25 protein-coding genes and 1 pseudogene are annotated in these 24,878 nt (G+C 65.7%); 9 read left to right on the top strand and 17 right to left on the bottom strand.

Annotated elements, in window-relative coordinates; genetic code table 11:
* The 6 genes and pseudogenes from AB4Z32_RS14845 to AB4Z32_RS14820 form a co-directional block, all read right to left on the bottom strand.
* Positions 1-133, bottom strand: a pseudogene (locus AB4Z32_RS14845) (electron transfer flavoprotein subunit beta/FixA family protein); the annotation flags it as partial.
* Positions 134-355: 222 nt separating this feature from the next.
* Positions 356-583, bottom strand: a complete 228-nt coding sequence (locus tag AB4Z32_RS14840) for a sulfurtransferase TusA family protein (protein WP_036238555.1) — start codon at positions 581-583, stop codon at positions 356-358.
* 217 nt (positions 584-800) lie between these two features.
* Positions 801-3,410, bottom strand: coding sequence for an alanine--tRNA ligase (gene alaS / locus AB4Z32_RS14835; RefSeq protein WP_442122616.1), 2,610 nt, complete (start codon positions 3,408-3,410; stop codon positions 801-803).
* Between the two features lie 212 nt (positions 3,411-3,622).
* A complete protein-coding gene (gene ugpQ, locus AB4Z32_RS14830) occupies positions 3,623-4,381 on the bottom strand; it encodes a glycerophosphodiester phosphodiesterase (protein ID WP_442122615.1) in 759 nt (252 codons plus the stop codon).
* 11 nt (positions 4,382-4,392) lie between these two features.
* Positions 4,393-4,728, bottom strand: a complete 336-nt coding sequence (locus tag AB4Z32_RS14825) for a DUF1294 domain-containing protein (RefSeq protein WP_442122614.1) — start codon at positions 4,726-4,728, stop codon at positions 4,393-4,395.
* Between the two features lie 49 nt (positions 4,729-4,777).
* On the bottom strand, positions 4,778-5,770 hold the full coding sequence (locus AB4Z32_RS14820; RefSeq protein ID WP_442122613.1) for an alpha/beta fold hydrolase: 993 nt from the start codon (positions 5,768-5,770) through the stop codon (positions 4,778-4,780).
* Positions 5,771-5,942: 172 nt separating this feature from the next.
* Here AB4Z32_RS14820 and AB4Z32_RS14815 point away from each other — a divergent pair, with 172 nt between their 5' ends.
* The 3 genes from AB4Z32_RS14815 to AB4Z32_RS14805 are packed head-to-tail and all read left to right on the top strand — an operon-like array spanning position 5,943 to position 8,096.
* Positions 5,943-6,458, top strand: a complete 516-nt coding sequence (locus AB4Z32_RS14815; RefSeq protein WP_442122612.1) for a hypothetical protein — start codon at positions 5,943-5,945, stop codon at positions 6,456-6,458.
* A 15-nt stretch (positions 6,459-6,473) separates the two neighbouring features.
* Positions 6,474-6,929 carry a DUF3597 domain-containing protein gene (locus AB4Z32_RS14810; RefSeq protein WP_442122611.1) on the top strand — a complete coding sequence of 152 codons (456 nt, stop codon included), beginning with the start codon at positions 6,474-6,476 and terminating at the stop codon, positions 6,927-6,929.
* 48 nt (positions 6,930-6,977) lie between these two features.
* A complete protein-coding gene (locus AB4Z32_RS14805) occupies positions 6,978-8,096 on the top strand; it encodes a sensor histidine kinase (protein ID WP_442122610.1) in 1,119 nt (372 codons plus the stop codon).
* A 2-nt stretch (positions 8,097-8,098) separates the two neighbouring features.
* Here AB4Z32_RS14805 and AB4Z32_RS14800 read toward each other — a convergent pair whose 3' ends face one another.
* Both AB4Z32_RS14800 and trpS read right to left on the bottom strand, forming a co-directional pair.
* The gene (locus AB4Z32_RS14800) at positions 8,099-9,148 is read right to left on the bottom strand and encodes a serine endopeptidase (RefSeq protein WP_442122609.1); all 1,050 of its coding nucleotides are present in this window, start codon (positions 9,146-9,148) and stop codon (positions 8,099-8,101) included.
* Between the two features lie 126 nt (positions 9,149-9,274).
* Positions 9,275-10,303 (bottom strand): tryptophan--tRNA ligase, encoded by a 1,029-nt coding sequence (trpS, locus tag AB4Z32_RS14795; protein ID WP_442122608.1) that lies wholly within the window; start codon positions 10,301-10,303, stop codon positions 9,275-9,277.
* 282 nt (positions 10,304-10,585) lie between these two features.
* Between trpS and AB4Z32_RS14790 the strand changes: the two genes are divergently transcribed.
* From AB4Z32_RS14790 to AB4Z32_RS14780, 3 genes are all read left to right on the top strand, one after another.
* Positions 10,586-12,907 carry a family 1 glycosylhydrolase gene (locus tag AB4Z32_RS14790; RefSeq protein WP_442122607.1) on the top strand — a complete coding sequence of 774 codons (2,322 nt, stop codon included), beginning with the start codon at positions 10,586-10,588 and terminating at the stop codon, positions 12,905-12,907.
* A gap of 111 nt (positions 12,908-13,018) precedes the next feature.
* The gene (locus AB4Z32_RS14785) at positions 13,019-13,846 is read left to right on the top strand and encodes a hypothetical protein (RefSeq protein ID WP_442122606.1); all 828 of its coding nucleotides are present in this window, start codon (positions 13,019-13,021) and stop codon (positions 13,844-13,846) included.
* Positions 13,847-13,891: 45 nt separating this feature from the next.
* The gene (locus AB4Z32_RS14780) at positions 13,892-14,809 is read left to right on the top strand and encodes a hypothetical protein (protein ID WP_442122605.1); all 918 of its coding nucleotides are present in this window, start codon (positions 13,892-13,894) and stop codon (positions 14,807-14,809) included.
* Here the strand turns inward: AB4Z32_RS14780 and AB4Z32_RS14775 are convergent.
* The 4 genes from AB4Z32_RS14775 to AB4Z32_RS14760 are packed head-to-tail and all read right to left on the bottom strand — an operon-like array spanning position 14,803 to position 16,660.
* Positions 14,803-15,552, bottom strand: coding sequence for a hypothetical protein (locus AB4Z32_RS14775; protein WP_442122604.1), 750 nt, complete (start codon positions 15,550-15,552; stop codon positions 14,803-14,805). The two genes, AB4Z32_RS14780 and AB4Z32_RS14775, sit on opposite strands and share 7 nt — an antisense overlap.
* 2 nt (positions 15,553-15,554) lie before the next feature.
* Positions 15,555-16,181: an alpha/beta fold hydrolase gene (locus AB4Z32_RS14770; RefSeq protein ID WP_442122603.1), complete on the bottom strand. Its 627-nt coding sequence runs from the start codon at positions 16,179-16,181 to the stop codon at positions 15,555-15,557.
* Entirely contained in the window at positions 16,178-16,420 is a 243-nt protein-coding gene (locus AB4Z32_RS14765) for a hypothetical protein (protein ID WP_442122602.1), read from the bottom strand. The genes AB4Z32_RS14770 and AB4Z32_RS14765 overlap by 4 nt, the downstream gene beginning before the upstream one ends.
* Positions 16,421-16,426: 6 nt before the next feature.
* Entirely contained in the window at positions 16,427-16,660 is a 234-nt protein-coding gene (locus tag AB4Z32_RS14760) for a hypothetical protein (RefSeq protein ID WP_442122601.1), read from the bottom strand.
* Positions 16,661-16,789: 129 nt separating this feature from the next.
* On the opposite strand from AB4Z32_RS14760, the gene AB4Z32_RS14755 reads away from it, so the two are divergent.
* Positions 16,790-18,550, top strand: coding sequence for a cation:proton antiporter domain-containing protein (locus AB4Z32_RS14755; RefSeq protein ID WP_442122600.1), 1,761 nt, complete (start codon positions 16,790-16,792; stop codon positions 18,548-18,550).
* Positions 18,551-18,592: 42 nt separating this feature from the next.
* Positions 18,593-19,813, top strand: a complete 1,221-nt coding sequence (locus AB4Z32_RS14750; protein ID WP_442122599.1) for a CaiB/BaiF CoA transferase family protein — start codon at positions 18,593-18,595, stop codon at positions 19,811-19,813.
* On the opposite strand, the gene AB4Z32_RS14745 is transcribed toward AB4Z32_RS14750, so the two are convergent.
* The 5 genes from AB4Z32_RS14745 to AB4Z32_RS14725 form a co-directional block, all read right to left on the bottom strand.
* Positions 19,810-20,133, bottom strand: a complete 324-nt coding sequence (locus tag AB4Z32_RS14745) for a hypothetical protein (RefSeq protein ID WP_442122598.1) — start codon at positions 20,131-20,133, stop codon at positions 19,810-19,812. The genes AB4Z32_RS14750 and AB4Z32_RS14745 overlap by 4 nt on opposite strands.
* Before the next feature lie 218 nt (positions 20,134-20,351).
* Complete coding sequence (locus tag AB4Z32_RS14740) at positions 20,352-21,236, bottom strand: hypothetical protein (RefSeq protein ID WP_442122624.1); 885 nt, start codon at positions 21,234-21,236, stop codon at positions 20,352-20,354.
* Positions 21,237-21,253: 17 nt separating this feature from the next.
* On the bottom strand, positions 21,254-22,051 hold the full coding sequence (locus AB4Z32_RS14735) for a hypothetical protein (RefSeq protein WP_442122597.1): 798 nt from the start codon (positions 22,049-22,051) through the stop codon (positions 21,254-21,256).
* Complete coding sequence (locus AB4Z32_RS14730; protein WP_442122596.1) at positions 22,048-22,569, bottom strand: hypothetical protein; 522 nt, start codon at positions 22,567-22,569, stop codon at positions 22,048-22,050. The genes AB4Z32_RS14735 and AB4Z32_RS14730 overlap by 4 nt, the downstream gene beginning before the upstream one ends.
* 31 nt (positions 22,570-22,600) lie before the next feature.
* A complete protein-coding gene (locus AB4Z32_RS14725) occupies positions 22,601-22,891 on the bottom strand; it encodes a DnaJ domain-containing protein (RefSeq protein ID WP_442122595.1) in 291 nt (96 codons plus the stop codon).
* A gap of 209 nt (positions 22,892-23,100) precedes the next feature.
* On the opposite strand from AB4Z32_RS14725, the gene AB4Z32_RS14720 reads away from it, so the two are divergent.
* Complete coding sequence (locus tag AB4Z32_RS14720; protein ID WP_442122594.1) at positions 23,101-24,855, top strand: glutamine--tRNA ligase/YqeY domain fusion protein; 1,755 nt, start codon at positions 23,101-23,103, stop codon at positions 24,853-24,855.
* The last annotated feature ends 23 nt before the right edge of the window (positions 24,856-24,878 follow it).

Here is a 24,878-nt window from a genome sequence, read left to right as displayed (position 1 = left end):
CTTCCAGGGCGATCTCGTCGAACGGGTTCATCGACATTTTGACGTTGGCGATATCGACACCGCTGCCGTCGGACTTGACGCGGACCTTGACGTTGTAGTCGACCACGCGTTTGACGGGTACCAGGACTTTCATAGTGGGCCTTTGAAAAATGGAATGTGACTGACTAAAAATGATCCGAATTATAAGAGCAAAACTGCTTCAGCACAGAATTAAAGCACGATCGTGCGTTTTTCACTTAGAAGGATGCCACTAATTCTGAGGAAAATCGATTTGCCGGATAGAAAAGTCGGATAGGGAAAACACGAGGCTGCCCCTGCCCTGCCCCGTGCAGCGCTGCGCGCCGTCCTTGCGCGCTTACTTCCGGCGCAGCCAGAAGGTGAATTCGCCGTTGATGTGGGTATGCGCCAGCAATGCATTGCCAGTCTGCTTGGCGAAGGCCTGGAAGTCGCGGACCGAGCCGGTGTCGGTCGCGACGATGCGCAGCACTTCGCCGCTTGCCAGTTCTGCGAGGGCCTTCTTGGCCTTGAGGATCGGCAGCGGGCAATTCAAGCCACGTGCATCCAGGTCCTTCTGGACCTCGATGGTGCCGGTGTCGAGTATGGTTTCGCTCATCATTTGCCTGCGGTTTTAGGGGGCAGATGCCCGCATGGTACTCCAATTGCGGGATTATGACGCGCCGCATCAAAATTTGGTATCCATGTTGCGTTGTGACAACGGCAAGACATTGACAGAAATGACAACGGCCGGAATTTCCCGGCCGTTCATGCTGAGCGCGTGGGCACGATGTGCCCACCCTGGCTTATACGCGTTCGCCGACCCAGCCAGCCACGCCGGCCAGTGCCTGCGGCAACGCAGCAGCATCGGTACCGCCGGCCTGGGCCATGTCCGGACGACCGCCACCCTTGCCGCCCACCTGCTGGGCGACGAAGTTGACCAGCTCGCCAGCCTTGACCTTGCCGGTGGCGTCCTTGGTGACGCCGGCGATCAGGCTGACCTTACCCTCCAGCACCGAGGCCAGCACGATGGCGGCGGTCCCGAGCTTGTCCTTCAGCTTGTCCATGGTCTCGCGCAGTGCGTTCACATCCGCGCCTTCCATGGTGGCGGCCAGCACCTTCACGCCGTTGACGTCGACGGCCTTGCCGGCCAGCTCATCGCCCTGGCCCGCGGCCAGCTTCGACTTCAGCGCGTTGACTTCCTTCTCCAGCGCCTTGACCTGGTCCTGGACCTGGCCGATGCGCGACGGCAGTTCGTCCGGGCTGGTCTTCAGGCTGGCCGCGGCTTCCTGCAGCTTGCGGTTGGTCGCCTGCACCCATGCCAGTGCGCCCTCGCCCGTCACCGCCTCGACGCGGCGGATGCCGGCAGCGACGCCGCCTTCCGAGACGATCTTGAACAGGCCGATGTCGCCGGTGCGGGTGACGTGCACGCCGCCGCACAGCTCTTTCGAGGAACCGATGTCCAGCACGCGCACGGTATCGCCGTACTTCTCGCCGAACAGGGCCATCGCGCCGTGCTTGATGGCGTCGTCCATCGACATGTGCTGGGCTTTCGTCGAATGGTTCTGCAGGATCTCGGCGTTGACGATCTGCTCGACCCTGGCGATTTCTTCCGCGCTCAAGGGAGCGTTGTGGGCGAAGTCGAAGCGGGTCTTGTCCGGATCGACCAGCGAGCCCTTCTGCTGGACGTGGGAACCCAGCACTTCGCGCAGGGCCTTGTGCATCAGGTGGGTGGCCGAGTGGTTGCGGATGGTGCGCGCGCGCTTGGCTTCGTCCACTTGCGCGTCGACCGTGTTACCCACTTTCAGGGAACCGGAGCGCAGCACGCCGTGGTGACCGAACACGTCGGCCTGGATCTTCAGGGTGTCCTCGACGTCGAACAGGCCGTCCGAGGATTTGATGACGCCCTTGTCGCCCACCTGGCCGCCGGATTCGGCGTAGAACGGGGTAGTGTCCAGCACCACGATGCCTTCCTGGCCGGCCTTCAGCTCCTGCACCGAGACGCCGTCGGCGTACAGCGCCACCACGTGGGTATTGTGGACCAGCATTTCGTAGCCGACGAACTTGTTCTTCTCGCCCGAGTACTCGACGTTGGCGGCCATCTTGAACTTGCCGGCGGCGCGCGCCGTCTTCTTCTGCTGTTCCATGGCGGCGGCAAAGCCTGCCTCGTCCAGCGTCACGTTGCGCTCGCGGCAGATGTCGGCGGTCAGGTCCAGCGGGAAGCCGTAGGTGTCGTACAGGGTGAAGGCGGTGGCGCCGTCCAGGTTTTGCGGATCCTTGGCCAGCTGGGCTTCCAGGATCTTCATGCCGTTTTCCAGGGTCTCGCCGAAACGCTCTTCCTCGGCCTTCAGCACCTGCATGACGCGGGCCTTGGCGTCGCGCAGTTCCGGATAGGCGTCGCCCATCTCGATGTCGAGGTCTTCGACCAGCTTGTAGAAGAAGGGTTTGGTCTGGCCCAGCTTGTAGCCGTGGCGCAGCGCGCGGCGGATGATGCGGCGCAGGACGTAGCCGTGGCCTTCGCTGCTCGGGATGATGCCGTCGACGATCAGGAAGCTCGATGCGCGGATGTGGTCGGCGATGACCTTGAGCGAGTTATTGCTGAGATCGGTCGCGCCGGTTTCGCGGGCGGCGGCCTTGATCAGGTGCTGGAACAGGTCGATCTCGTAGTTCGAGTGCACGTGCTGCAGCACGGCGGCCAGGCGCTCCAGGCCCATGCCGGTATCGATCGACGGCTTCGGCAGCGGGGTCAGGACACCCTGCTCGTCGCGGTTGAACTGCATGAACACCAGGTTCCAGATCTCGATGAAGCGGTCGCCGTCTTCTTCCGGCGAGCCCGGCGGACCGCCCCAGATGTCGGCGCCGTGGTCGTAGAAGATCTCGGTGCAGGGGCCGCAGGGGCCGGTGTCGGCCATCTGCCAGAAGTTGTCGGAGGCGTAGCGGGCGCCCTTGTTGTCGCCGATGCGGATGATGCGCTCTTTCGGCACGCCGATCTCGTTGGCCCAGATGTCGTAGGCTTCGTCGTCTTCGAAGTAGACGGTGATGGTCAGCTTCTCGCTAGGGAGCGCGTAGACCTTGGTCAGCAGCTCCCAGGCGAAGTTGATGGCGTCGCGCTTGAAGTAGTCGCCGAAGCTGAAGTTGCCCAGCATCTCGAAGAAGGTGTGGTGGCGCGCGGTGTAGCCGACGTTTTCCAGGTCGTTGTGCTTGCCGCCGGCGCGCACGCAGCGCTGCACGGTGGTGGCACGCTTGTACGGACGGGTATCCAGGCCCAGGAACACGTCCTTGAACTGCACCATGCCGCTGTTGGTCAACAACATCGTCGGGTCGTTGCCCGGCACGAGCGGGCTGGAGCGGACGATCGTGTGGCCTTTGGACTCAAAGAACTTGAGAAACTTTTCGCGTATTTCGGTGGATTTCATGTCGTAGGGGCGTGTGAGGGCAGCATGCTATATAAAGAAAATGATTATAGCGTAGCTGTTGGGGGGAATTGCAGGCCGCGAATGGTGTGCTTGCACTAATTACAACGGTTAGCACGTCGTTCCCGCGAAGGCGGGAATCCAAGTTTGTTCGAGCTGACGAAACGCGCGCAGAACTTGGGTCCCCGCCTTCGCGGGGACGACGGAAGGTTCTGCTAAGCTTCCGCAAACTCCGCCCCAATCAGATCGATCCGATCGGTACAAAAGGCGTCCACACCCCAGCCCAGCAATTCCCGAGCCCGCCCCGGGTCGTTGACGGTGTAGCAGAACAGCCCGAAACCGGCCGCCTTGATCTCCGCCGCCTGCCCCGGAGCAAGGTGGCGGTGGTTGACGTGGACGGCGACGGCATCCACCGCGCCGGCGCGGCGCTCCCAGTCGGGCGGCAGCGCATCCATCAGGCAGGCGCGCGGCAGGCGGGGCGCCGCCTCGCGCGCGGCTTCCAGCGCCGCCTGGCTGAACGAGGACAGCAGCGGCGCCCGTTCCAGCTGTCCGGCCGCCAGCTCTTCGGCGAACAGGGCGGCGGCCATGCGCGCAACCGTGGCGCCGGTCTCGGTGTCGTGGCCCGGCACCGGCTTGATCTCGATGTTCATCCACACGCCGTGGACCTTGCAGTATTGCGCGAACTCGACGAACAGCGGCACCGGCTCGCCCTCGTAGGCGCGGCCGAACCAGGCACCGGCGTCCATGCCGGCCAGTTCCAGCGCGTCGTAGTCGCAGATCTTGCCGGAGCCGGCGACGGTGCGGCCCAGCCAGGGGTCGTGCATCACGATGGGCACGCCGTCGCGCGCCAGCATGACGTCGTATTCGATGGCGCGAAAGCCTGCGCGCATACCGCGTCTCAGGCCGGCGAAGGTGTTTTCCGGCGCCAGGGTACCGCCGCCGCGATGCGCCAGGACTTTCGGGTAGCGCCACATGCTTCGTTCTCCTATCCGCGTGCCGACAAGACCAGGAAACCCGCCAGGTTGAGCGCCACCGTGCCCCAGAACATCCGGCGGAAGGGCTGCTTGACCGTCTTGTGCCGCAGCCATTGCTGGGCCACCAGGGCGCCGGGCCAGCCGCCCAGCAGGCCCAGCACCAGCAGCCTGCTTTCCGGGGTGCGCCGCTCGCCGCGCCGCGCCGCCGACTTGTCCAGCGCATAGCTGAAGAAACAGACCACGCTCAGCGCCAGATAGGCGGCGCCGACCACCGGCGGCAGGCGCCAGGCAAGGGTCGCGGCCGCATACAGGGCGGCGAACAGGAGGATGGGCAGATAGGGCGTCATGAACGGCAGCTTACGCCCCGCCGCTCATGGTGTCCATACGGAAAGGGCCTTAGTTGGCGGACTTCAGGAAGCCCACCACATCGTTGTTGAAACGCTGCGACAGGTCCAGATAGGGGAAGTGGCCGGCGCCGGCGTACTCGACCAGCGTCGCCTTCGGCAAGGCCCTGGCAAGCGCGCGCTGGGCCGGCAGGCCGATCGCGTAATCCTCTGCGCCGGCGATCACCAGCACCGGCATGGTCAGGCGGTCGAAGCGGGTGAAGCGATAGGACAGGAAGCCGCTGTTCCACAAGGCGCCGCCCAGTTCGCCGGTATTGCGCAGGCCGCTCTTCGCATCGACCTCGCGCTGCTCGGCCACCCGTTTCATGTCCGGGAACATGGTCTCGTCGTTGACGCGCTCGCGGATATCGTCGGCCACCGAGTTGAAGGCGAAGTAGCACTCGTCCGGCGTTTCCTTGCGCTCGGCGGCGGCGGCGCGCGCCTTCTGCAGGTCGGCCGGATAGCGCTGCGCCAGGAAGGCCACGCGGGCGGCGCAGGCATCGGGAATGCTCGACGCCGCGCTGACCAGCACCAGCCTGTCGACGTGGCGGGGATAGGCGGCGGCGTACTCGAGCGCCAGGGCGCCGCCGAAGGAATGGCCCATCAGCGCCAGCTTCGGCACCCCGAGCTGCTTGCGCAGGGCTTCGATGTCCTCGACCATGATCGGCATGGAATAGGCACCGGTCCAGGGACGCTCGGAACGCCCGCTGCCGCGCTGGTCCAGGTAGATCATCCTGAGCTTTCCTTCCAGGGCCTTGCCAGTCTGGGCCTCGAAGCTGTAGCTGTTGTAGCCGGGGCCGCCGTGCAGGAACAGCAGCGGCGCAGCGCTCCCCTGGCCGGCGACCTTGTACCACAGGCGCACGCCGTTGACGACGGTCTGGTGTTCGCCGGCCCGGATGGCCGCGCTGCCGGCCTGGGCGACGGATGCCGCCTGGGCGGCAGGCGGCATGCCGGCGAAGGCGGCGGCGATGGTCACGATGGCCGCCAGGGTTGTGCTGAAGCGCATGATCTCTTGGTCTATCTTGCTGTTGTAATTACACAATTATAGAGAGCATGCCCCTCCTGGCGAAAGCCCCGGTTTGTCCGGGCTGTCCGCACTGTCCGTTAATGAACGTACGGAGAAATCCGGCCGAAGCGCCTACCCTCCATTTTCGACTGTCTCAACACCGGAGGAAATCATGGGATTCGATCTAGGCAACCTGCTGCAGCAATACCTGGGCGGCGGCGCCAACGCCAACCATGCGCAGGCCGAGGACGACTTCGACCGCGTCGCGCAACAGGCGCCGCAGGAAGAGGTGGCGCGCGGCGTGACCCAGGCGCTGCGCTCGGACCAGACGCCGCCCTTCCCGCAAATGGTCGGCCAGCTGTTCGGCAACAGCAACCCGGACCAGCGCGCCGGCATGCTGAACCAGTTGCTCTCCAGCGTCGGCCCGTCCCTGCTGTCGTCGGTGGCCGGCGGCGCGCTCGGCAATATCCTCGGCGGCGGCCAGACCAGCGTGACGCCGGAACAGGCTTCCCAGCTCTCGCCCCAGCAGGTGCAGGAAATCGCCGCCCACGCGGAACAGCAGAATCCAGGCATCGTCGACCAGATGGGCAATTTCTATTCGCAACATCCGACCCTGGTAAAAGCCCTGGGCGGCGCCGCGCTGGCGATCGCGCTGGGCCATATGGCGCAAGGCATGCAACGTCATTAAACAAAGGAGAATTACATGGGTATCCTAGGCGACATCTTCCACAAGATCTTCCCGTCCCACCATCCGGCAGCCACCCAGGCCGGCGCCCCCGGCGGCCAGCAGAACGTGCCGCCGCCGGCCCAGCAGGCGCCGGCCCAGCAGCCACAGGCCGCGCCGGCGCAGACCACCGGCACCACCGGGGCCGCAGCCGCTCCGGCTTCCACCCTGAGCCAGCAGGTGGACGTCGAGGAGATCCTGACGAATATGCAAAAACAGTCGGGCCAGCAGCTGAACTGGCGCACCTCGATCGTCGATCTGCTGAAGCTGCTGAACCTGGACAGCAGCCTGCAGGCGCGCAAGGAACTGGCGGCCGAGCTGAACTACACCGGCGACACCAACGACTCGGCCACCATGAACATCTGGCTGCACAAGCAGGTCATGACCAAGCTGGCGCAGAACGGCGGCAAGGTGCCGGCCGATCTGCAGGGCTGAGGACGCCGCCGGGCCGGGACGCGCAGCGCGCACCGGTCCGGCCCATTGATGATGCTTTCGACCAATCAACAGTCCAGCACCAAGAACTTATCCGAGCAATCCAGGAAAGTACTGGCCATCCGCGACGATGTTTTTGCCGAATGGGAAAAACGTGTGCGCAGCCTGATCCTCGGCGCGGATGAAGTCAGCCATCCCGTGCTGCTGGATACCCTCCCCTTGTTCTACGGGAACATCGCGGAGGCGCTCAGTCCGGGATTCGAGCGCGCAAACGGGGCCAGCGATTCGACCGCCGCCACCGGACACGGCAGCGAGCGGGCGCGCACGACCGAATACAAGGCCGTCGAGATCGTCCACGAATACCAGCTGCTGCGCGACGTCCTGTTCGAGGTCGCCAAACAGCACGGCATCAAGTTCAGCGGCGAGGAAGCCCGCATCATCCGCTCCTCCTTCGACCAGGCGATCCGCGACGCCATCGAAGAATTCACGGCCCTGCAGCGGACCTTCCGCGAACGGGTCGCCGCCTCGCTCACGCACGACATGCGCAGCCCGCTGTCCGTCATCGTCTCCGGCGCGGAACTGCTGCTGGCGACCAGTCCGGGCCAGTCGGACAAGATCGCCCGGAAGATCCTGGACAACGGCCTGCGCCTGGAAACGATGATCCAGGAGCAGCTCGACGCCATCGTCCAGCCGGCGCCCCACACCGCCGCCCTGCCCCTGGCCCAGGTGGATGCCCTGGCGCTGGCGCGGAAGGTGGGCGAACACGTCAACGACACGACTTCGGCGCACTGCGAGGTGAGCGGCGAAGCCGTGACCGGCTGGTGGAACGAAAGCGCGCTGCGGCGCGCCCTCGAAAACCTGGCCCTGAACGCGGCCAAGTACGGCGACGGAAAGGCAGTGAGCGTGAAGGTCGCCCAGACCCACGGCCGCGTCGTCATCTCGGTCCACAACTGCGGCAACCCGATCCCCGACGACAGGCGCAAGGACATCTTCGAATACCTGAACCGCGGCGAACAGTCCGACAAGATCGGCTGGGGCATCGGCCTGCCCTTCGTCCAGGAAGTCGCCAAGCGCCACGGCGGCACCGTGGTGCTCGACAGTTCGGAACAGGCCGGCACCACCTTCACCCTCGACATCCCGATCGACGGACGCCAGTTCAACGGCGGCTGAACTCAATCGGCCAGGCTGGTATTCGCCGGCGTTCCGCAGGAAAAGCAGAAGCGCATCAAGGCATTCTTGCGCACCGTGCACACCGGGCAGCGGTCGAACAACTGGAAGCCGCAATGCGGGCAATGCGCCAGGGTCTCGTCCTTGTAGTTGGCGGGCCGCTCGCAGGACGGGCACAGGCCCTTGCCGATGCGCCCCATCACGAGGTCGTAGCGCATGCCGGTCTTGCGCTGCTGTTCCGGCATGGCCTCGATCGCCCTCTGGCGCGCCAGGTAGGCCTGCAGCCAGCGGATCGCGTAGCGGCCGCAGACTACCGTCAGCAGGATGCCGACGATGTAGCGCACATAGCCGCCATAGCTGGGCAGGTAGGGCACCAGCTCGAAGAAGAAGGCGAACAGGGCAAAGAAGATGAAGCCCCAGGCGAAGGGCCAGTAGGTGCTGTTGCGCTTGTGCCGGAACAGCCAGCCGGCAAGCAGCAGCAGCGGCAGGGTCAGCGCCAGGCGGTACAGGAAGACGTGCAGCTCGGCGCGGCGCGCGGCCTGCTCGGCCTGCTTCTGGGCCGGTTCCAGCAGCGCCGCATAATCTTGCCGCGCCTTCTGCTCGGCCTGGGCCGCATCCAGCCGGACCTGGCGCTGGGCTTCCACCGCGGCCAGCGCCGTCCGTTCGTCCTGCGCCAGGCCGTCCAGCGCGCGGGTACGTGCTATCAGCTCGGCATCCTGGTCCGGCCGCACGGTGGCATGGCGGGTGGCGAGCCAGTTGTGGAAAGTCTCGCGCGCGCTGCGCGTGTTGGCTTGGGCGACCTCATGCTTCTGCTCGGCCTGGTCGAGCGCGCGCCCGGCTTCCTCGCGCACTTTGGCCGCACGGTCGATTTCCGTCCTGATCTGCGCCGCCGCGGCCGGCTCCAGCATGGCCTGCGCGGTCGGCGCCGGGTCGAGTCCGCCCAGGTTGTCGATCAGCTTGCCGCCGAGGCCGATCAGGAAGCCGGCAAAGATGACGGCCACCAGCCACAGGGCACGGTGCATCCAGGTTTCGGTCAGGCGCAGGCCTTTGTTCATGGCGGAGTTCTCTTTTAAGGATGGCAACCCTCGCAGCTTGCCATTTTCGAAGAACGCGCACCAGACCCGAATCCGCGGCAGCCGTCGCGCGCTACCCGGGGTAGCGGATGGCGCTACCGGCGGGAATCAGAAATAGGACAAGCCCAGCGCCTTGCGCACCTCGTCCATGGTCTGCGCCGCCACGTCGCGCGCCTTGAAGGTGCCGTCCTTCAGGATCTGCATGACCTGGCCCTTGTCCTTGGCGAATTCCTCGCGGCGGGCGCGGATCGGCGCCAGCATCTCCTGCAGGATGCCTTCGAGGCGCTTTTTGACGATCGAGTCGCCCAGGCCGCCGCGGGTGTAATGGGCCTTCATCTCGGCCAGGCCTTCCTTGTCCGTGTCGAAGGCGTCCAGGTAGATGAAGGCGACGTTGCCCTCCAGGTGGCCCGGGTCCGACACCTTGAGGTGCAGCGGGTCGGTGTAGACCTGCTTGACGGCGGCGCGGATCTCGTCGGCGCTGGCGCCCAGGTTGATGGTGTTGCCCAGCGACTTGCTCATCTTGGCGCGGCCGTCGGTGCCCGGCAGGCGGCCGACTTCCGGCACGATCGCCTTGGCCTCGACCAGGATGTCCTTGCCCTGGCCGTAGGTGCGGTTGAACTTGCGCACGATCTCGTTGCACTGCTCGATCATCGGGATCTGGTCGTCGCCGACCGGCACGATGCCGGCCTTGAAGGCGGTGATGTCGGCGGCCTGGCTGGCCGGGTAGGTCAGGAAGCCGGCCGGGATGTCCCGCTCGAAGCCGCGCTGCACGATTTCGGCCTTGACGGTCGGGTTGCGCTCGAGGCGGGCGACGGTCACCAGGTTCAGGTAATAGAAGGTCAGCTCGGCCAGTTCCGGAATCTGGGACTGGATCAGGATGGTCGACTTGGCCGGATCGATCCCTACGGCAAGGTAATCGAGCGCCACCTCGATCACGTTCCGGTGTACCTTACCTATGTCATCCATGTTGTCCGTGAGCGCCTGGGCGTCCGCGAGCATGATGAATTGGCGATATTGATCCTGGTAAGTGACGCGATTGCGCAGGCTGCCGACGAAGTGGCCGAGATGCAGCGGCCCGGTGGGACGGTCGCCGGTCAGGATGACAGAGCTGGTAGCGGTGGGGGTTTGCTGACTCATCGGGGTTCCTTTTTATCCTTGCCCCGATCCTGCCGCGCCATTGACAACGCCACCTTGAATCGAGGCGGCGTTCATTGATTCACATTCAACTCTCTGGCCGCGCGCGCTTAGCGGCGCCACCAGGAAACGAGAATGAAATGTGTATTCGAAAAATTCATGATGGCATGGTTACAGGTTGCCGCACCGCTGTCAACCGCCAGCTTACCGATACCCCTGACATCCTGGACCGGAAGGGAGTTCCATGAATTTTTTGTTGCAATAAATTTAATAGATTGGTGATTTATGGATTCTACGAAGAGCACGAACAGCCACCACAACCGACCGCTGCAACTCTGGGGCGGTCTCGAATGCACCGTCAATCGCGTCCGCGATGACTATTTCCACCAGCTCGATCGCAACGGCCACGCCACCCGTCCGGCCGACATCGAGCGTTTCGCCTCCCTCGGCATCCGTGCGATCCGCTATCCGATCATCTGGGAGCGTACCGCCCCGGACGGCATCGCCCATGCCGACTGGAGCTGGCCGGACGAGCGCCTGAACGCCCTGCGCGAAGCCGGCGTCACCCCGATCGCCGGCCTGGTCCACCACGGCAGCGGCCCGCGCCATACCAGCCTGGTCGACCCGGCCTTTGCCGAGCAGCTCGCCGAATATGCCGGCGCCGTGGCCGCGCGCTACCCCTGGCTGGAGTACTACACCCCGGTCAACGAACCCTGCACCACCGCCCGCTTCGCCGGCCTCTACGGCGTCTGGTATCCGCACGGCCGCGACGACCGCACTTTCATCCAGGCCCTGCTGGTCCAGTGCCGCGCGGTGGTGCTGGCCATGCGCGCGATCCGCGCCGTCAACCCGAACGCCAAACTGGTCCAGACGGACGACCTCGGCAAGACCTACAGCACGCCGGAGCTGGCCCACGTGGCCGAGTTCTACAACGAACGCCGCTGGCTGGCCTGGGACCTGCTGTGCGGCATGGTCGGCCCCGACCACGCCCTGTGGAACTATCTGCTGCGGACCGGCATCCCGGCCGAGGATTTCCTGTGGTTCCGCGAGAACCCCTGCCCGCCCGACCTCATCGGCGTCAACTACTACGTCACCAGCGAACGCTGGCTGGATCACCGCCCCGAACGCTACCCGCAGCACCACCGCGGCACCGCCGACGGCATTCCCTGCGCCGACATCGAAGCCTCGCGCGCGCTGGCGACGCCGACCGCCGGCATCGCCCCGCTGCTGGCGGAAGTGTGGGACCGCTACCGCATCCCGCTGGCCGTCACCGAAGCCCACATCGACGCCAACCGCGAAGACCAGCTGCGCTGGCTGCTGGAGATCTGGGAAGCGGCCAAGGAAGTCCGCGCCAACGGCGTCGACCTGCGCGCCGTGACGGTCTGGTCCCTGCTCGGCTCCTTCGACTGGAACAGCCTGGTCACGCAGAACCGCGGCTATTACGAGCCCGGCCCCTTCGACGTCCGCTCGCCCGAGCCGCGCCCGACCGCGCTGGCGCGCATGATGCGCGAACTGGCGTCGGGCCAGCCGCTGTCGCACCCGGTGCTGCGCGGCCAGGGCTGGTGGCGCCGTGCGGGCCGCTTCCTGTGCCCGCCGGTGGCGACCCCGGCCGCCGTCACCTCGATCACGGCCGACGGCCATACCCTGGTCGGAAAAGGCAGCCGCCCGATCCTGATCACCGGCGCCAGCGGCACCCTGGGGCGCGCCTTCGCCCATCTCTGCCGCAAGCGCCACCTGGCCTTCCGCCTGCTGTCGCGCCAGGACATGGACATCACCGACCCCGACTCGGTCGAGCGCGCGCTGGCCCATCACCGGCCGTGGGCGGTGATCAATACCGCCGGCTATGTGCGCGTCGACGAGGCCGAGAACGACGTCGAACGCTGCATGCGCGAGAACGCGATCGGTCCGGCGATCCTGGCCGCCGCCTGCGCCCGCCACGGCGTCCACCTGACCACCTTCTCCAGCGACCTGGTGTTCGACGGCCGCCAGGACGCCCCCTACGCCGAGAGCAGTACGGTGTCGCCGCTGAACGTGTACGGCCGCAGCAAGGCGGAGGCCGAACAGCGCGTGCTGGACAAGCATCCCGGCGCCCTGGTGGTACGCACCTCCGCCTTCTTCGGCCCCTGGGACCGGCACAACTTCGTCACCCTGGCCCTGCAGGCGCTCGAGCGCGGCGAGGCCTTCACGGCCGCCAGCGACATGACGGTCTCGCCGACCTATGTGCCGGACCTGGTGCACGCCTGCCTGGATCTCGCCATCGACTTCGAGGCCGGAATCTGGCACCTGGCCAACGCCGGCGGCGTCACCTGGGCCGAACTGGCCGCGAAGGCGGCCCTGGCCGCCGGGGTGGACGCCAGCCGCCTGGAAGCGAAGCCGTCCGCGGACTGCGGCTTCGTCGCCGCCCGCCCGACCTACACGGCAATGACCAGCGAACGCGGCATCCTGCTGCCGGCGCTGGACAATGCGCTGGCCCGCTACCTCGAGCTGCGCCGGCAGGGCGATCCGGAGATGGAGGACCTGATCAGGTCGATGGAAACCCGCCAGCCTTTGGCCGGCGAGCATCGCCAGATGGAAGTGACGCCACCGGAGGCGGTCCAGGCCTCCTGATCCCGATGCCGACTGTAAGGACGTGGCTTTACTACGTTGCAATTTTTTTATTGACTGGAAGTAACAAGTTGATTGAAAATTAATACATCCGAACTCGTAAGGAGCCCGTCCATGAGGTCCGCAGTTTTCCTGTCCGCCCTGCTGGGGCTTGCGATGCCGTGCGGCGCCGCTCTCGCGGCGTCGAACACGCCGAACCAGCCCGAAATCCAGCTCAGGATGCCCGCCCGCGGCAGCTACAACGGCCCCATCATCAATGGCATCGCCAAGGCCCGTTTCTCGAATGGCGATATGTACCAGGGCGAGTGGAAGAACGGCAAGCCCGACGGCATCGGCACGATGAGCTATATGCTGGGCGGCTCGTACGAAGGCGAATGGAAGAACGGCAAGCGGAACGGCAAGGGCGTCATGACCTTTGCCGGCAGCGAGCGCCGCGCCGAAGTCCGCTTCGTGGACGACCAGAGGGTCGACGTGGATGCGGAGCGTGTGTCCGCCGCCACGGCCTCCGCCAGGTTCTGGCTGTTGTCGGGCGACGAGCCGACCGGTTCGCACATCCGCAACAAGGTGGTCTACTCGACCCTGCCGCTGGACCGGGGCTTCGACGAGCTGACGCCCGACCAGCAGCGCCTGGTCCGCTCCACCTATCCGGCGCTGGATGCCGGCGACCAGCCGCCTTATCCGCTGAAGGGCGGGAAAGAGCTGTACAAGCTGCTGGTGCAGATGATCCGCCGTATGGAACTGATGGAGGACATCCTCGTCTACGTGGCGGTGGACGCGGAGGCCAATGTGACCTCGGTGACCACCATGACCACCATGGATCCCAAGCTCAGGGACCTGATCGCGGCCGGCGCCGGCCTGATCAAGTACAAGCCGGCGCAATGCGGCGGTCAGCCCTGCGCGGGCGTCGTGCCGTTCAACCTGCACCTGCGCACCCTGCTCTGAACCCTCTGAAGCTATTGAATCCCTATTGAATCAAGGAGCCCATCCGTGCAGTCTGCCGCTTTCCTGCTCGCCCTCGGCCTGGCCCTGGGCAGTTCCACCAACGCCTGGGCCCAGGCGGTGTCCGCGCCGGCAATGGCGCCGGGCGAAGTCCAGCTCAAGATGCCCGACGGCGGCACCTACATCGGCACCGTCACCAATGGCGTCCCCGACGGCAAGGGCTATTTCAAGGATGCCGACGGCATGCAGTACGAGGGCGAGGTCCGCATGGGCCATCGCACCGGCGTTGCCGAGGGCCTGTTCCCGAAGGGCGACCGCTACCAGGGCGAATGGAAGGACGGCAAGCCCGACGGCACCGGCAAGATGAGCTACATGCTCGGCGGCGCCTACGAGGGCGAATGGAAGAACGGCCGGCGCCACGGCAAGGGCACGATGACCTTCGCCGGCAGCGGCCGCCGCGCCGAGGTGCGCTTCGAAAACGGCCTGAGGGTCGACGTGAAGCCGGAACTGCCGTCGCGTGCCACGACCTCCGCCAACTATTCCCTGTCATCCAGCAATGCCCCGGTCGGCTCGCATATCCCGAACAAGGTGGCGCATGGACCGCTGCCGCTGGACCGGGGTTTCGCCGAACTGACGCCGGACCAGCAGCGCTTCGTGCGCTCCTACTATCCGGCGCTGGAGGTGGGCGACGATCCGCCCTACCCGCTCAGGGGCGCGCAGGACCTGTATGCCGGGCTGTCGAAGCTGGCCGGCCGCCTCCGGCTGAACGACGATGTGCTGTTGTACGTGGCGGTGGATGCGGACGGCAAGGTCACGACCGTCACCACCATGGGCTCCCTCGATCCGGAGGTCAAGCGTGCGATCGGCACCGCCGCCGGCCTGCTCGGGTACACGCCCGGCAAATGCGGCGGCCAGCCCTGCGGCGGCGTGGTGCCCTTCAACATGAAGCTGACCGTCAGCTACTGAGGCGTTTTCAGCATCCCGCCGGTCAACGCGTCCAGCTCGCGTTCGGCGAGCGCCTGCAGCGCCTCGAATGTCGGCGCCGCGGCGCCATCGACGATGATGCTGAACTCGCACAGGAAGTCGCCTGTCACCACGTAGCGCGACACGCCGAGGCTGCCCTTCGCCTGCGCCGTATCCATCATGACGCGATACGGAAAGTGCCATGAAAAGGCACGGTTCCTGACCGTTCGCTGGAGCGCCTGTCCCAGCGGGGTGTCGACCGCCTTGAAGCTCACGCCCTGTTTCTCGTACTGGGCGAATTCGGCGGCGCTCCCCGGGGCGAACCGGGCGAGGATCTCGGTGCGGCTCTTGGGCCTGTCGTCCCGCAGGCGCGTCACCACGACCGCCTGCGCCCCGAAGCCGCCATCCGGCAGGAACAGCACATGGCTCGTGATGACGGTGCCGTCCGGCCTGCGCGCGATGAGCGCCTGGTGGACATGGACGCGCGGATTGTCCGCCACTTTCGGGATACGGATCTGCCAGCCCTGGTAGGGCGAGGAATAGATGCCGTTGCCGATGACGCCTTCCATCGATTCCAGCTTCTTCGAGTAATGCGGCGGCACGGAAGGCCCGTCCGGCGATCCCAGGAAGCTGTCTTCCCGCAGTTGAACGACAAGGACCTCCCTGTCCTGCTTGCCGTCGCCGCTGGCGCTTGCCGCTTGCGTCACGGCGATCAGGAGAGCGAAGACGATCCGGGCCAGCGCCATGTTTACCTCGACAGGTGTCGGTTGATGAGGGGCGCGACCACGCCCGCATGGGTGGCGGCGACATCGTGTTCGCCGCCCGGAATGACGTGCAGCTCCGCCAGCGGCAACACGGACGCCAGGCGCTCGCCGGCCCGGACAGGGCTGATCGGGTCGGCGTCGCCCCACAGCAGCAGGGTCGGAATCCGCAGCGCCGGCAGTTTCGGCGTCAGATCCTCGTGGTAGCCGGCGAACCAGTCCGGCAGACCGGGATGCGCGGCCCGGGTCGCCGGGCGCCAGTCCTGTGCCCCGAGCTCCTCCATGCGCATTCCGCCCGAGGTCACCGACAGCACCAGGTGGGTGATCAGTTCCGGCCTGCGCAGCGCGGCAAGCATGGCGACCACGCCGCCCATCGATTGCGCGATCAGGGCGCTGGGCCGGTCGATGTGCCCGAGTACCCTGGTGACGAGGTCGTCGATGCCGTGGACGGCCGGATCCGGCGGCACGCCGCCGAAGCCGGGCCAGCCCAGGTGCCGCTTTTGCGCCGGATGCGTCAGCAGATCCGCGACGGGGTGCCAGAATTCGGTGCGGCCGAGGGCGCCGGGGAGGAAAAGCAGGCTGGACGGTTTTTCGGCCATGGCGTCGAATTTCATCGTTGCCGCCTGATCAGCCGCTCGACAAGCATGAATATCGCCGCCGCCAGCAGCCCGCTCACGATACTTGCGGAAACGGGAGGCAGGTCAAGCCACCTGGGCAGCAGCGCACCCGCCGCCGCAGCTGCGATCAGCGCCTTCGAGGGCCTCCTGCGATGCAAACGGGCTTTCAAGGCGTCGTGGCGCAATGCCTTCGATACTTCCGCTTCCGCGCTCGATTCGTAGTCCGGATAAGGCATGTTCGCTTACCTTGTGCGTTCCCACACTTCGCTCGCCGGCGACAGGCACAGCACGAGCAGCCAGCCGGCAAACGAAAAGCCGCGCTGCAAGCCTGCGAAGCACAGGAAGTACAGCAGCCATTGGGAAAAATTGTAGGGGTGGGCAATCCCGGCGGCATTCATTACATACTGGGTCAGCAGTACCGCCACCACCGCCACCGGGGCGGCAAACCACCATTTGCGTTCGAGTCTGGATGCCATGGTCGAATGATCGGAATAGATGACGCAGTGTACGAAGAATGCTGGCAAAGTGGCAAGTAATGGTTTTGCCGGCAACATGAACACGCGTTATACAATGTCCCGGATCGTCTTCATGAAAGGCCGTATTCCGTGCAAGAGCAACACCCCTTTCCCTTTCTGCGGGAAATCCTGCTGTTCCTCAGTCTCGCCGGCATCCTGATCCCGCTATTACAGCGCCTGCGCATCAACCAGGTGCTGGGCTTCCTGGCGGTCGGCGCCCTGTTCGGGCCCTTCGGCCTGGGCCGCCTGGCCCAGGACCTGCCCTGGCTGGCCTGGTTCACCTTCCCCAACAACGAGGACGTCGCCATGCTGGCCGAACTCGGGGTGCTGTTCCTGATGTTCATGATCGGCCTGGAGCTGTCGGCGGCGCGCCTGTGGGCGATGCGGCGCTGGGTGTTCGGCGCCGGCACGTCCCAGGTCCTGCTGTGCGCCCTGCTGCTCGGCGGCGCCGTGTTCCTGCTGCTGGGCCAGCGCATCGAGACGTCGCTGGTGCTCGGCCTGGTGCTGTCGCTGTCCTCCACCGCGGTCGTGATGCAGTTGCTGAGCGAGCGCCAGACCACCGGCACGCCGCTGGGCCAGGCCGCCTTCGCGGTGCTGATGCTGCAGGACCTGGCCGTGGTGCCGATCCTGATCCTGATCGGCGCCCTCGGCGGCCATGCGCCCGGCGACAGCGTGACTGTGCTGGCGCTGCTGGCGATGGGCAAGGCGGCCGTGGCGATCGCCCTGATCTACCTGATCGGCGGACGGGTCGTCCATCCGCTGTTCCGCGCCTTTGCCCGCCACCGCCAGCCGGACGTGTTCATGGCCCTGATCCTGCTGTCGACCTTCGGCATCGCCGGCCTGTCGTCGATGGCCGGCCTGTCGATGGCGCTGGGCGCCCTGATCGCGGGCCTGCTGCTGGCCGAGACCGAGTTCAAGCACGAGGTCGAGCTGATGGTCGAGCCCTTCAAGGGCCTGCTCATGGGCCTGTTCTTCATGACGGTCGGGATGAACATGGACCCGCTGCAGATCGTCCACGCGCCGCTGTGGCTGGCCTGCGCGGTGCTGATCCTGGTGCTGATCAAGGCCGGCGTGATCGCTTCCCTGATGCGGATCGGCGGCCTGCCCTGGGGCCGCGCGCTCGAAGGCGGCCTGCTGCTGGGCCAGGGCGGCGAATTCGCCTTCATCGTGATCGGCTACGCGGTCAGCAGCCGCCTGCTCGACGCCAGCCTGGGCGGCCGCGTGATGCTGGCGGTGGGCCTGTCGCTGTTCCTGACGCCGCTGCTGGCGCGGATCGGGCGCACGATCGGCGAGCGTGCCGAAAGCCAGGCGCGCGAGCTCGAGGCGCGGCACATGGAAGGCGGGCTGGAAGAGGCGCGCGGCCGCGTGGTCATCGCCGGCTTCGGCCGCGTCGGCCAGCAGCTGGCCAAGCTGCTCGCCAGCCAGCACATTCCCTACGTGGCTTTCGAGAACGACGCCAAGCTGGTGTCGAAGCTGCATGCCGAGGGCATTCCGGTGTATTTCGGGAATGCCGCCCGCCCCGAACTGCTGCGCCGCGTGCACGCGGACGAAGCGCCGGCCATCGTGCTGACCATGGACCACCCCTCGTCGGCGCTGCAGGCGGTGCGCGGGATCCGGCGCGAGTTCCCGCACGCGCGCCTGTTCGCCCGCTCGCGCGACGAGCGGCATGCGCGCGCCCTCAAGCTGGCCGGCGCCAGCGTGGTGGTGCCGGAGACGCTGGAAGCCAGCCTGCAGCTGTCCGCCTTCGTGCTGGAAGCGATGGGGCTGGACGAGCGTGTGGTGGACGGCATCGTCGACCGCGAGCGCGACCAGTTCGCCCAGGCCCTGACCGCGCCCGGCAGCGCCGTCTAGCGCCCGATATAATCTCTCGATAACACAACCATTGGAGACAGAATGGCAGCATTGAACCACATCCGCGTGCTCGACCTTTCGCGCGTGCTGGCCGGCCCCTGGTGCTCGCAGAACCTGGCCGACCTTGGCGCCGACGTGATCAAGATCGAGCGCCCGGACAGCGGCGACGATACCCGCGCCTGGGGTCCGCCGTATGCGCCCGGGCCTGATGGCAAGCCGACCGGCGAGGCGGCCTACTACCTGTCGGCGAACCGCGGCAAGCGTTCGGTGACGGTCGATATCGCCAGCCCGGACGGCCAGGCCCTGCTGCGCGAACTGGTGCGCCATTGCGACGTCGTGCTGGAGAATTTCAAGGTCGGCCAGTTGAAGCGCTATGGCCTGGACTACGAGTCGCTGAAGGCGGTCAAGCCGGACATCGTGTACTGCTCGATCACCGGCTTCGGCCAGGACGGTCCGTATGCGCACCGCGCCGGCTATGACTTCCTGATCCAGGGCATGGGCGGCCTGATGTCCGTCACCGGCGAGCGCGACGAACTGCCGGGCGGCGGTCCGCAAAAGGCCGGCGTGGCCCTGACCGACCTGATGACCGGCATGTACGCGACCATCGCCGTGCTGGCGGCGCTGACCCACCGCGACCGCACCGGAGAAGGCCAGTACATTGACATGTCCCTGCTCGACACCCAGGTGGCGATGCTGGCCAACGTCGGCAGCAACTACCTGAACAGCGGCAAGCGCCCCAAGCGCTGGGGCAATGCCCACGCCAACATCGTGCCCTACCAGACCTTCGCCTGCGCGGACGGCCACATCATCGTCGCCGCCGGCAACGACGGCCAGTACCAGAAGTTCGTGCAGGCCGGCGGCCGCCCCGAGCTGGCGCTCGACGAACGCTTCGCCACCAATCCCCAGCGCGTGAAGAACCGCGACATCCTCGTTCCGCTGCTGGCCGGGATGGTGAAGGAGCGCGGGCGCGACGAATGGATCGCGATGCTGGAAGACGTGGGCGTGCCCTGCGGTCCGATCAACAACCTGGACGAGGTGTTCGCGAACGAGCAGGTGAAGGCGCGCGGCATCGAAATGACCCTGCCGCACCCGACCGCGGGTGAGGTGAAGCTGGTGCGCAGCCCGATGCGGATGTCGGCGCTGCCTTCCACCAGCGCCAAGGCGCCCCCGCTGCTCGGCCAGCATACCGAGGAGGTGCTGGCCGAGATCCTGGGCAAGAGCGGCGAGGAGATCACCGCCCTGAGGGAGAAGAAGGTTCTTTAATGTAGCTGGTGCTTTAGATTAGAGAGTTCGGCGTGCACCTTGGTGACCGCCGTCTCCAGCTCCGGCGACATGCTCGATGCCGAGCGGCTGATGCGCTTCGCCTCGTCGCCCATCGATTCAAGGTTGTCGACGGCTTCGACCATGCGCTGCTGGTCGCTCGATTGCATCACCTGCTGGGCCTGCTGGGATTCGCGGGCCATTTTCTCGATACAGTCCTTCAGGTCCTCGGGAGCGTCGTGCGAACGGCAGGCCTGCTCGGCGTCCTTGATGGTTTGCTGGATATGGGAAAAGCGCTGCTGGATTTCGCGTGCTTGCAACATGTCGATCTCCTTGCTTTGTTGACGAAAGAGAGCTGCATGGTAGCCCTGTTGACCGGAGCGTGGCGCACGAACGGCATGGATGAGCTGACGAACCCGGCAATAAATTCGCCGGATTTGAGCATCAGGAAGCCGTTTCCTGCTGCCTCAGAATAGATATTTGCCGAATCCAGGACTTATATAATATAGGGTGAGCTCGCCGTGCCCACCCTACGCAAACATCACGGGTACTCGGCGTCGATCTCGGAACCGGCAAAATTCTCCAGCTCGACGAACAGCTGCTTGAGCGGCGTGCTGCCCCCGATGTCGCGGATGATGTCGCTGTTGCGGTACAGGGCGATGCGCTCGGCGATGATGGCGTGGTGCGGCGCCGGAATATTCTCCAGCAGCTGGACCCAGCCGGTATCGAAGTCCGGCTTGTTCTTGCGCACCGCCTTCACGAAGCGCTCGAATTCCTTCTGGCCGGTGCGCGCCACGATCCGCCCGCCTCCCTCGATGCCGAACACGATCGCCAGCGCGATCACGCCCTCGGCGTTCAGGTCCGGATCCTTGACCGGGCCTTCGTAGTGATGGCGGCGCAGCCACTGGGCCGCGCGCACGATCGCCTGCACCCCCTGGCGCTGCTTGAGCTGGCCCTGGTAGCGCTCGTAGCCCGACCAGGTCTCGCCCGGATCGGCGGTGCAGATGTCGACGAACAGCTCCTTCAGGCGGCGCTGGGCGTACACCGGGTCGGTGTCGTACTCGCCCACCAGGCTGTCCTCCGGCAGCGCGGCCAGTTCGCGAATCAAACGGAAGCCCTGCTGGAACACCAGCTCCGCGCCTTCCGAGATCAGGATGCCGGCTGCGGCCTTGTCGCCGACTTCGTCGTCGGTTTCCTCTTCCAGCAGGTACTCCAGGCCCAGCGACATTCCGCCGACGGTCAGGAGCTGCGCGCGCTGGATGCCTTCGGCGGTGCGGTCGTTGGTGAACTTCTCGGCCACCATCGCGGTGATCCCGGCCAGTTCGTCGGCCAGGCCCATCGCTTCGTCGGGCGTGGCGGTCTCCGCCAGGTGCCTGATCGCGCGGATCAGGCGTGGCAGCTTTTCGATAACGATTGCCGGCAGCATGCTTGCGATGGCTCCGCTCACGAGAAGATGTCCGTGCCCATGCTGCGGCGGGAGCTGCGCTTGGGCGTGCCGCGCACCGACGGCACCTGCTTGCGCAGGCGGTGCAGCAGTTCGCGGGTGCCGCGATGCTGGAATTCCGACTCCTCGTCGGGGTCGTCCGGCAGCTCGACGTCGGCCAGGTCGGCGGTATTGCGGTATTCCGGGAACAGTTCCAGCAGCGAACGTTCCCAGCCGTCCTCGCTGGCCTTGGCCAGGTCGATCGCCAGCGGCACGATGTCGCTGTCGGAAGTCGTCTGGCCGGTCACGTAGCGGCCGCGGCTGTTGATCTCGCCGGCCACCTCGAGGATCTCCTTCGGCGCCAGCGACCAGACGATGGCGAAGGCGGTCGCGCCCCAGTCGGAGCTGGAGGCCTCGCTCAGCAGCTCGTGGCGGCGGTCCTCGTCGTCGGTGGCGTAAACCACGCCGTGGATATGGTTGAACAGGTTCTCGGCGATACGCTCGGGATCGTCCTCGATCATGTCGTCCGGCCAGGTGGCGGCCAGGTAGGCCAGGCTCTCGGCCCAGGCCTTCGGCGGCACCAGCAGGGTCGCCACCGAGGTCTTGGCGCCATCGAAGCCGGCCAGGTGCAGGGCCGTCACCTGCGGCGGCAGGGTCGACAGCACCTCGGCCACGGCATAGTCGCCGTGCTCGTCGGCGGCCTTGGACAGGGCTTCCTCGGCGTGCTGCAGGGAGCCGGCCAGCACCAGTTCATTGACCTGCCGGGTCAGTGCCGGCAGGTTGGATTTGGATTCGTTGGATTTAGATTCGTCGCTCATTCGCGCTCACCCTCCGGGTCGAAGATCTGCGTGAAATCGTCGCCGGCGGCGGTTTCATCCAGCTCGTCGTCGCCCTCGTCGTCCTTCGCCAGCTGGTCGAGCGACTGGTCGTCGTCTTCCCAGCGCGCCTGGTTCTTGTACAGGAAGGCGGTGACGATGGCTTGGCGCGCCAGTTCCGGATGGTTCTCGCAGATTGCGGCGTACATGGCCTTGCCTTCCTCGTCGTTACCGTCGGCGCCGTCGCAATTGGCCATGGCAAAGACTTTCGCCGGATCGTCGCCTTCGTAATCGATGGCTTCGCGGATCAGGCCCTTCGGATCCGTGAAGCGGATGCGGTCGACCAGGGCGAAGGCCATCATGTTGACGTCGTCCAGGCCGTCGCCGTTGGCGTATTCCGACACCAGGGCCTGCACCATCATGTCGTAGTTCTTGCGATTCGGCGGATCGCCCAGCGTGCCTTCGATCTGGCCTTCCAGTTCGCGCGACTGGAAAGCGAATTCCGGATGTACTTTTTTCATGGTTGCTTCAATTCTTTCGTTAATCCCGCATTCAGTGCGGAAGGTTCACGCCGTGCAGCGCGAACACCGAACGCCACAATTCGAAGGCCTCGCCTTCGGCATCGAGCACGATGCGGTGGTTGACGCTCTGGTTGTATTCGGCGCGCCTGGTCGGGTCCGACAGGACCTCGTAGGCCTTGGTGACGGCCTTGAAACGCGCTTCCGCGCCCGGCGCCTGGTTGCGGTCCGGGTGGTAGCGCATCGCGAGCGAGCGGTAGACTTTCTTGATCTCGTCGTCCGTCGCGTTCGGCGCGACGCCGAGGATCGCGTATAAATTTTCCACTTAGAACTCTCCGGCTGATGCCCGTAAAAACCTCAAACCGGGATTATCCTATAGAAAACGCCATCTTGACAGGCAGGACTGGCCGCGGTGATGGGCTTGTGGCGGGAGACAATATCCCCAAGTATGCCCAGCGGCCTCCCGGCAAACCGTGCGCTTTACCACATAGCTACGGTAAAATGCCTGCAATCTTACCCATCTAAAACTAATTCATGAGCAACGAGAAGAACCCCGCGGCGGCGGCACCTGCGCCGTCGTCGAATTTTGTGCGCGCGATCGTCGAATCCGACCTGGCGGCAGGCACCCATCAGCGCGAGGGCATGCCTTCCGTGATCACCCGCTTCCCGCCGGAGCCGAACGGCTACCTGCACGTGGGCCACGCGAAGTCGATCTGCCTGAACTTCGGCCTGGCGCGCGACTACCAGGGCCGCTGCAACCTGCGCTTCGACGACACCAATCCGGAAAAGGAAGACCAGGAATACGTCGACACCATCATGGACAGCGTCAAGTGGCTGGGCTTTTCGTGGGAGCAAGGCGGCCAGGAGCACCTGCACTACGCCAGCGACTACTTCGACCAGCTGTACGCGATGGCCGAGTACCTGATCCAGAAGGGCTATGCCTACGTCGACAGCCAGAGCGCCGAGAACATGTCGCGCAACCGCGGCAACTTCGGTACGCCGGGCATCAACTCGCCCTTCCGCAACCGCCCGGTCGAGGAATCGCTGCAGCTCTTCCGCGACATGAAGGCCGGCAAGTACAAGGATGGCGAGCACATCCTGCGCGCCAAGATGAGCGAAGACGCGATGTCTTCCCCCATCATGACCAACCGCGACCCGGCGCTGTATCGCATACGTCACGCGCATCACCACCGCACCGGCGACAAGTGGTGCATCTATCCGATGTATGACTACACCCACCCGATCTCGGATGCGCTGGAAAACATCACCCATTCGCTGTGCACCCTGGAATTCCAGGATCACCGCCCCTTCTACGACTGGCTGGTCGAGACCCTGGCCGAGGGCGGCTTCTTCCAGCGCCCGGTGCCGCGCCAGTACGAATTCTCGCGCCTGAACCTGACCTATGTGGTCATGTCCAAGCGCAAGCTGCGCCAGCTGGTCGACGAGAAGATCGTCACCGGCTGGGACGATCCGCGCATGCCCACCATCGTCGGCCTGCGCCGCCGCGGTTACACGCCGGAATCGATCCAGCTGTTCTGCGAGCGCATCGGCGTCAGCAAGGCCGATGGCTGGATCGACATGAGCACGCTGGAAGGTTCGCTGCGCGACGACCTCGATCCGAAGGCGCCGCGCGCGATCGCCGTGCTGCGTCCGCTGAAGCTGATCGTCGACAATTTCCCGGAAGGCGAAACGGTCGAGTGCAGCGCCCCGGTCCACCCCCACCATCCGGACATGGGCCAGCGCAGCTTCCCGTTCACCAGGGAACTGTGGATCGAGCAGGAAGACTTCATGGAAGTGCCGAGCAAGGGCTACCACCGCTTCACCCCGCCGACCGCCGACAAGCCGGGTTCGCGCGTGCGCCTGAAGTACGGCTTCGTGGCCGAGTGCACCGGTTTCGACAAGGACGCGGACGGCAACGTGACCGCGGTGCACGTGAACTATTTCGAGGATTCGAAATCGGGCACCCCGGGCGCCGACAACTACAAGGTCAAGGGCAACATCACCTGGGTCAGCGCCGCCCATGCGCTCGAGGCCGAGGTGCGCCTGTACGACCGCCTGTTCAGCGATCCGAATCCGGACGCCGGCGGCCGCGACTTCAAGGACCTGCTGAACCCGAACGCACTGGAAACCGTCACCGCCTACCTGGAGCCGGGCCTGAAGTCGGCCGAAGCCGAACAGCGCTTCCAGTTCGAGCGCCACGGCTACTTCGTGGCCGACCGCGTCGATTCCCAGCCGGGCAAGCCGGTGTTCAACCGCGTGACCACGCTGAAGGATAGCTGGGGCAAGTAAGCGCCTGCGCCGGCGGCCGCCCG

Source organism: Massilia sp. 2TAF26 (genome assembly GCF_052115005.1).
GTDB lineage: Bacteria > Pseudomonadota > Gammaproteobacteria > Burkholderiales > Burkholderiaceae_D > Telluria.
Note: the sequence above shows the minus strand (reverse complement) of the source record. Positions and strands in the feature narration are given on the sequence as shown.